The following is a 6,459-nucleotide window of genomic DNA, read 5'->3' as shown; positions in this document are numbered from 1 at the left end:
CCCATGCTGATCCGCAACGCCACCCTGCCCGACGGCCGCACCGGCGTCGACCTGCTCGCGGTCGACGGCCGCATCGCCGCCGTGGGGCCGCAGCTGCCGGCGCCCGCCGGCGTCGAGGTGGTCGACGCCGCGGGCTGGCTGCTCAGCCCGCCGTTCGTCGACGCGCACTTCCACCTGGACTCGGCGCTGACCTACGGGCAGCCGCGCGTCAACCGCTCGGGCACGCTGCTCGAAGGCATCGCGCTGTGGGGCGAGCTGAAGCCGCTGCTGACCGAGGAGGCCCTCGTCGAGCGCGCGCTGGCGTACTGCGACTGGGCGGTGGGGCGCGGGCTGCTGGCGATCCGCTCGCACGTCGACGTGTGCGACCCGCGGCTGCTCGCGGTGCGCGCGCTGCTGCACGTGCGCGAGCGCGTGCGGCCCCACCTCGACCTGCAGCTGGTGGCCTTTCCGCAGGACGGCGCGCTGCGCTCGCCCGCCGCGCTGGCGCAGCTGACACAGGCGCTGGACCTGGGCGTCGACGTGGTCGGCGGCATCCCGCACTTCGAGCGCACGGCGGGCGAGGGCGCCGAGTCGGTGCGGCTGCTGTGCGAGCTGGCCGCCGATCGCGGCCTGCGCGTGGACATGCACTGCGACGAGAGCGACGACCCGCTGAGCCGCCACGTCGAGACGCTGGCCTTCCACGCGCAGCGGCTGGGGCTGCAGCAGCGCGTGACGGCGTCGCACGTCACGGCCATGCACTCGATGGACAACTACTACGTGTCCAAGCTGATCGCGCTGATCGCCGAGGCCGGCGTGCACGTGGTGGCCAACCCGCTGATCAACATCACGCTGCAGGGCCGCCACGACACCTACCCCAAGCGCCGCGGCATGACACGTGTGCCCGAGCTGATGGCCGCCGGCGTCACCGTGGGCTTCGGCCACGACTGCGTGCTCGACCCCTGGTACCCGCTGGGCAGTGCCGACATGCTCGAGGTCGCGGCGATGGGGCTGCACGTGGCGCAGATGACCGGCACCGACGCGATGCGCGCCTGCTTCGACGCGGTCACCGTGCACAACGCGCGCATCCTGGGGCTGGAAGGCTACGGGCTGGAACCCGGCTGCCGCGCCGACTTCGTGCTGCTGCAGGCGCGCAGCCCGGTGGAGGCGCTGCGGCTGCGCGCCGCGCGGCTGCTGGTGGTGCGCGGCGGCCGCGTGGTCGCGCGCACGCCGGCGGCCGCGGCGCAGCTGCAGCTGCCGGGCCGCCCGGCGCAGGTGGACTTCACGCTGCCGCCGCGCTGAGGCGCGCGCCACCCCCCGAACCCGGCGCCCCGGCGGGGTGGGGGTGCCTCGCTAGAATCGTTCGCAACCCGTCCGGGCCCCCCTGCAGTCGCGACAACAACTCGATCCCCCACATGAAGCTCATCGGCTCTCCGACCAGCCCTTACGTGCGCAAGGTGCGTGTCGTGATGGCCGAAAAGCGCCTCGACTACCAGCTGGTGCTCGAGGACCCGTGGACCAGCGACGCGGTGCGCAAGAGCAACCCGCTGGGCAAGGTGCCCTGCCTGGTGATGGAAGGCGGCGAGGCGGTGTTCGACTCGCGCGTGATCGTCGAGTACGTCGACACGCTGTCGCCGGTGGGCAAGCTGATCCCGGCGTCGGGGCGCGAGCGCGCCGAGGTGCGCACCTGGGAGGCGCTGGCCGACGGCATGCTCGACGCGGCCATCCTCGCGCGGCTCGAGCACACCTGGCCCGGGCGCGGCGCCGGCGAACGCAGCCAGGCCTGGGTCGACCGCCAGATGACGCACGTGCACTCGGCGGTGAAGGCGATGAGCCAGGGCCTGGGCGACCGGCCGTGGTGCGCCGGCAACCACCTGTCGCTGGCCGACATCGCGGTGGGCTGCGCGCTGGGTTACCTGGACTTCCGCTTCGGCCACATCGACTGGCGCGGCGACTACCCCAACCTGAAGCGCTTGAGCGACAAGCTGTTCACGCGCCAGAGCTTCCTGGACTCGGCGCCGCCGGCGGCCTGAGTCGCCCCGCCCCCGGCGCCGTCGCGGCGCACGCCGACTGCGGGATCGTCCCGAGGCGCGGCGCCGCGCCGCGGCGCGTAATGCGGGCTCCACCCGCACTGAAGGAGCCGCCGATGCCTCGCACCCGTCGCACCCGCGTCCTTGCCCTCGCCGCCACCGCGGCGTTGCTCGCCGCCTGCGCCAGCTCGCCGCCCGGCGGGCCGATGGGCTTTTTCGTGACCAGCGTCGGCAGCGGCAAGGGCGCCGACCTGGGCGGGCTGGCCGGCGCCGACGCGCACTGCCAGCGCCTGGGGGCCGCCGCCGGCGCGGGCCACCGCAGCTGGCGCGCCTACCTGAGCGTGCCGGGGGCCTTCGCGTCGGGGTCGAACCCGGCGGTGCCATCGGTGCACGCGCGCGAGCGCATCGGCAAGGGCCCCTGGCACAACGCCAAGGGACAGCTGATCGCGCGCGACCTGGCGCACCTGCACGACGGCAACCACATCTCGAAGGACACCGCGCTCGACGAGCGCGGCAACGTGGTGCGCGGGCGCGGCGACAGCCCGAACGAGCACGACATCCTCACCGGCTCGCGCGCCGACGGCACCGCGTTCGCGCCGCAGACCGACACCACCTGCGGCGGCTGGACGAAGAGCGGCGAAGGCTCGGCGATCGTCGGCCACCACGACCGCATCGGCCCGCTGCCCGACGCCTGGGCGAAGTCGTGGAACTTCTCGCACCAGACGGTGGGCTGCAGCCAGGAGGCGCTGGCGCGCACCGGCGGCTCGGGGCGGTTCTACTGCTTCGCCGCTGATTGACCCACCCCCGTAGCGCCTGCGGCGCTTCCCCCCGGGACCCGCAGGGCCCCTTCCGCGGCCCGGGGGGCGCCGCCAGCGCACCGGCGAAGCCGGATGCGCGGCGGCCGCTGGAACGCCGCGCACGCTGATGACGTGCGGCGCCGAAGGCGCTGCGGGGGTGGTCCAGTTCAGTCGTTGAAGAACTCGGTCAGCGCGTTGGCGGTGGCGTCGGGCAGCTGCTCGGGGATGAAGTGGCCGGCGGGCATCGACTGGCCGCTGACCTCGCCGGCGCACTGCGCGCGCCACAGCGCCAGCGGGTCGCACAGGCGGTGCACCACGCCGCGTTCGCCCCACAGCACGAGCAGGTCGCAGGCGATCTTGTGGCCGGCGGCGCGCGACGCGCGGTCGTGCTCGAGGTCGATGCCGGCGGAGGCGCGGTAGTCCTCGCAGGCGGCGTGCACGCTCTCGGGGCGGCAGAAGCAGCGTTCGTATTCGGCCAGCGCACGCGGCTCGAGGTGGTCCAGCCCGCCGCTGCCCCAGCCGCCCAGGTTGGCGTGCAGGTAGAAGCGCATGTCGCCGCCGATCAGCCGCTCGGGCAGCGGCGCGGGCTGGACGAGGAAGAACCAGTGGTAGTACGCACGTGCGAACGCCATGTCGGTGCGCTCGTACATGTCCAGCGTCGGCGCGATGTCGATCAGCGCCAGCTTGGCCACCGCCTGCGGGTGGTCCAGCGCGAGGCGGTGCGCCACGCGCGCGCCGCGATCGTGCGCGCCCACCAGGAAACGCTTGTGGCCGAGCGAGCGCATCAGCCCGGCGAGGTCGGCGGCCATCGCGCGCTTGCTGTAGTTCGCGTGGTCGGCGACGCCGGCGGGCTGGTCCGAGTCGCCGTAGCCGCGCAGGTCGGGCAGCACCAGACGGAAGTGCGGTGCCAGCCGCAGCGCGACGCGGTGCCACATCGCGTGCGTCTGCGGAAAACCGTGCACCAGCAGCAGCGGCGGCGCGTCGGCACGCCCGCCGGTGCGCACGAACAGGCGCACGCCGTCGACGTCGTGGTGCCTGCCTTCGAAGCCGTCGAACCAGCCTTCAGTCGTCGCCTGCGCCATCGCCGCCCTCCTGCCTGAGCGCCAGGGCCCGATCGTAAAGCGCGTTGCGCGGCGCGCCGCTGACCTGTGCCGCGATCGCCACCGCCTGCTTCAGCGGCAGCGCGGCCAGCAGCGCCGGCAGCCAGCGCAGCGCCTCGGCCACCTCGGCCGGCGCGTCGTCGCCGTCGCGGCGCTCGCGCGCGTGCAGCACCAGCGCGAACTCGCCGCGGCGGCGGTCGGCGTCGGCGGCCAGCCAGGCGGGCAGCTCGGCGGCGGGCATCGTGACGACGGTCTCGAACTGCTTGGTCAGCTCGCGGCACAGCGTGACCGTGCGCCGCGCGTCGAGCGCGGCGAGCTGCGCGGCCAGCGCCTCGATGCGGTGCGGCGCCTCGAACAGCACCACCGCGTCGTCGTGCGCGCAACGCGCCTGCAGCCACTGCGCGCGCTCGCGCCCCCTGGCCGGCGCGAAGCCGGCGAAGGCGAAACCCTGCGCCCCCACGTCGCCGGCCACGCTGAGCGCGGTGGTGACGCTGCTCGGGCCGGGCAGCGGCAGCACGCGGTGGCCGGCGGTGCGCACCGCGGCCACCAGCCGTGCGCCGGGGTCGGACACCGCCGGGGTGCCGGCGTCGCTGACGAAGGCCACGCGCTCGCCGCGGGCGAGCCGCTCGACCACCGCGGCGGCGGCAGCGGCCTCGTTGTGGCGGTGCAGCGGCAGCAGCGGCTGGTGCTCGAGCCCGAGGTGGCGCAGCAGCTGCGCCCCGACACGCGTGTCCTCGCAGGCCACCGCGTCGGCGAGCGCCAGCACGTGGATGGCGCGCAGCGTCAGGTCGGCCAGGTTGCCGATCGGGGTGGCCACCAGGTACAGCGTCGCTGCGGGATACTGCTGCGCGCCCGCGGCGTCGGCGGCCGCGCGCTTCAGGGTGTCGGCGATGCTCAAGCGGGGGACGACCAAACAGGCGGGGGACGCGGCCGAGGCGCTGGCGCTGGCGCACCTGCGTCGCCACGGGCTGGTGGAGGTGGCGCGCAATTATCGGGTCGCGGGCGGGCCGCACGCGCGCGGCGGCGAGGTGGACCTGATCGTGCGCGAGCGCGACGGCACGCTGGTGTTCGTCGAGGTGCGCGCGCGCCGCGACGCGTCGCACGGCGGCGCCGCAGCCAGCGTCGGTGCCGCCAAGCAGCGGCGCATCGTGCACGCGGCGCAGCACTACCTGCTGCGCTACGCGAGCCCGCCGCCCTGCCGCTTCGACGTGGTCGCGGTCGAGGGCGGGCACGTCGAGTGGTTGCGCGGCGCGTTCTTCGGCAGCTGAACGTCGGCCCGATGCCCGCACCGCCGACGCGGCGACGGCGGGCGCACAGAATCGGCCGTCGGGGCATGTGCCTCGAGTCCGACAGGAGTTGCGAGATGAAAAAAATCGTCCTGACCCTCGCGCTGGCCGGCGCCGCCGGCCTTGCGCTGGCGCACAACTGCCCGAACGAGATGCGCGCGATCGACGCCAAGCTGGCCACGGCGCCGAAGCTGGCCGACGCCGACATGGCCAAGGTGAAGCAACTGCGCGCCGACGGCGAGGCGGCGCACAAGGCCGGCAAGCACGACGACTCGATGCGCATGCTCGGCGAGGCGAAGAAGCTGCTGGGCATCTGAGCGCCGGTTCGGCGCGCGTTGCACGCCGCGTGCAATACCGTGCAACGCGCACCGCGGGCACCGGCCCTACATTGACGCCATGGACGCACCCACCCGCACCCCCGCCGCCGTCACCCGGGCACGCAGCGTCGAGCGCCTGGTCACCGGCATGCCCACCAGCGACGGCGCCGGCGTCAAGCTCGTGCGCGTGCTGACGCACGACCTGCAGCGCCGGCTCGACCCGTTCCTGATGCTCGACGCGTTCGGCACCGACAACCCCGACGACTACATCGCCGGCTTCCCCGACCACCCGCACCGCGGATTCGAGACCGTGACCTACATGCTCGAGGGCCGCATGCGCCACCGCGACAGCGCCGGCCACGAGGGCCTGCTGGGCCCCGGCGGCGTGCAGTGGATGACCGCCGGGCGCGGCGTGATCCACAGCGAACTGCCCGAACAGCAGCAAGGCCGCATGGAAGGCTTCCAGCTGTGGCTGAACCTGCACTCGAAGGACAAGATGCGCGAGCCCTGGTACCGCGACATCGCGGCCGGCGAGATCCCGCAGTTCGGCACCGACGAAGGCGCGACGGTGCGCGTGATCGCCGGCGACAGCCACGGCGTGGCCGGCGCGATGCAGCGCGAGACCACCGAGCCGCTGTACCTGGACCTGCAGCTGGCGCCGGGCGCGCGCTTCGCGCAGCCGCTGGCGGCGGCGCACAACGCGTTCGTCTACGTGTACCGCGGGCAGCTCGCGATCGAGGGCCAGGCGGTGCCGGCGCAACGCATGGCGATCCTGGCCAACACGCCGGGCAGCGACGGCGTGGTGCTCGCCGCCGGGCCGACGGGCGCGCGTGCACTGCTGATCGCCGGGCGGCCGCTGGGCGAGCCGATCGCGCAGTACGGGCCGTTCGTGATGAACACGCACGACGAGATCTTCCGCGCCGTCGAGGACTTCCGCGCCGGCAGACTGGCGT

8 protein-coding genes are annotated in these 6,459 nt (G+C 74.3%); 6 read left to right on the top strand and 2 right to left on the bottom strand.

Annotated features, from left to right (window positions below):
• The first annotated feature begins 3 nt into the window (after positions 1–3).
• From PKC53_RS08675 to PKC53_RS08665, 3 genes are all read left to right on the top strand, one after another.
• Complete coding sequence (locus tag PKC53_RS08675; RefSeq protein WP_324428075.1) at positions 4–1,278, top strand: amidohydrolase family protein; 1,275 nt, start codon at positions 4–6, stop codon at positions 1,276–1,278.
• A 113-nt stretch (positions 1,279–1,391) separates the two neighbouring features.
• Positions 1,392–2,009 carry a glutathione S-transferase C-terminal domain-containing protein gene (locus PKC53_RS08670; RefSeq protein WP_324428071.1) on the top strand — a complete coding sequence of 206 codons (618 nt, stop codon included), beginning with the start codon at positions 1,392–1,394 and terminating at the stop codon, positions 2,007–2,009.
• Between the two features lie 113 nt (positions 2,010–2,122).
• A complete protein-coding gene (locus PKC53_RS08665) occupies positions 2,123–2,803 on the top strand; it encodes a hypothetical protein (protein ID WP_324428070.1) in 681 nt (226 codons plus the stop codon).
• Between the two features lie 167 nt (positions 2,804–2,970).
• Here the strand turns inward: PKC53_RS08665 and PKC53_RS08660 are convergent, their stop codons facing one another.
• Positions 2,971–3,885: an alpha/beta hydrolase gene (locus tag PKC53_RS08660; protein ID WP_324428069.1), complete on the bottom strand. Its 915-nt coding sequence runs from the start codon at positions 3,883–3,885 to the stop codon at positions 2,971–2,973.
• Positions 3,866–4,801, bottom strand: a complete 936-nt coding sequence (gene rsmI / locus PKC53_RS08655) for a 16S rRNA (cytidine(1402)-2'-O)-methyltransferase (RefSeq protein ID WP_324428068.1) — start codon at positions 4,799–4,801, stop codon at positions 3,866–3,868. Before rsmI ends, PKC53_RS08660 begins: the two co-directional genes overlap by 20 nt.
• Here rsmI and PKC53_RS08650 point away from each other — a divergent pair.
• The 3 genes from PKC53_RS08650 to PKC53_RS08640 all read left to right on the top strand — a co-directional run.
• Entirely contained in the window at positions 4,794–5,171 is a 378-nt protein-coding gene (locus tag PKC53_RS08650; RefSeq protein ID WP_324428067.1) for a YraN family protein, read from the top strand. The two genes, rsmI and PKC53_RS08650, sit on opposite strands and share 8 nt — an antisense overlap.
• 95 nt (positions 5,172–5,266) lie before the next feature.
• Positions 5,267–5,506, top strand: coding sequence for a hypothetical protein (locus tag PKC53_RS08645; RefSeq protein WP_324428066.1), 240 nt, complete (start codon positions 5,267–5,269; stop codon positions 5,504–5,506).
• A gap of 79 nt (positions 5,507–5,585) precedes the next feature.
• Positions 5,586–6,459, top strand: an 874-nt coding sequence (locus PKC53_RS08640) for a pirin family protein (RefSeq protein ID WP_324428065.1), incomplete at its 3' end; no start/stop codon positions are given.

The sequence above is a fragment of the Azohydromonas sp. genome, assembly GCF_035325925.1.
In the GTDB taxonomy this organism is placed as follows: domain Bacteria; phylum Pseudomonadota; class Gammaproteobacteria; order Burkholderiales; family Burkholderiaceae_C; genus Calidifontimicrobium.
The sequence above is the reverse complement of the archived record's forward strand: the minus strand, read 5'-3'. Positions and strand labels throughout refer to the sequence as shown.

Coding starts and splice junctions, on each gene's coding strand:
- PKC53_RS08660 (WP_324428069.1), bottom strand. CDS start 3,885: ATGGCGCAGGCGACGACTGAAGGCTGGTTCGACGGCTTCGAAGGCAGG.
- PKC53_RS08665 (WP_324428070.1), top strand. CDS start 2,123: ATGCCTCGCACCCGTCGCACCCGCGTCCTTGCCCTCGCCGCCACCGCG.
- PKC53_RS08670 (WP_324428071.1), top strand. CDS start 1,392: ATGAAGCTCATCGGCTCTCCGACCAGCCCTTACGTGCGCAAGGTGCGT.
- PKC53_RS08645 (WP_324428066.1), top strand. CDS start 5,267: ATGAAAAAAATCGTCCTGACCCTCGCGCTGGCCGGCGCCGCCGGCCTT.
- PKC53_RS08650 (WP_324428067.1), top strand. CDS start 4,794: ATGCTCAAGCGGGGGACGACCAAACAGGCGGGGGACGCGGCCGAGGCG.
- PKC53_RS08675 (WP_324428075.1), top strand. CDS start 4: ATGCTGATCCGCAACGCCACCCTGCCCGACGGCCGCACCGGCGTCGAC.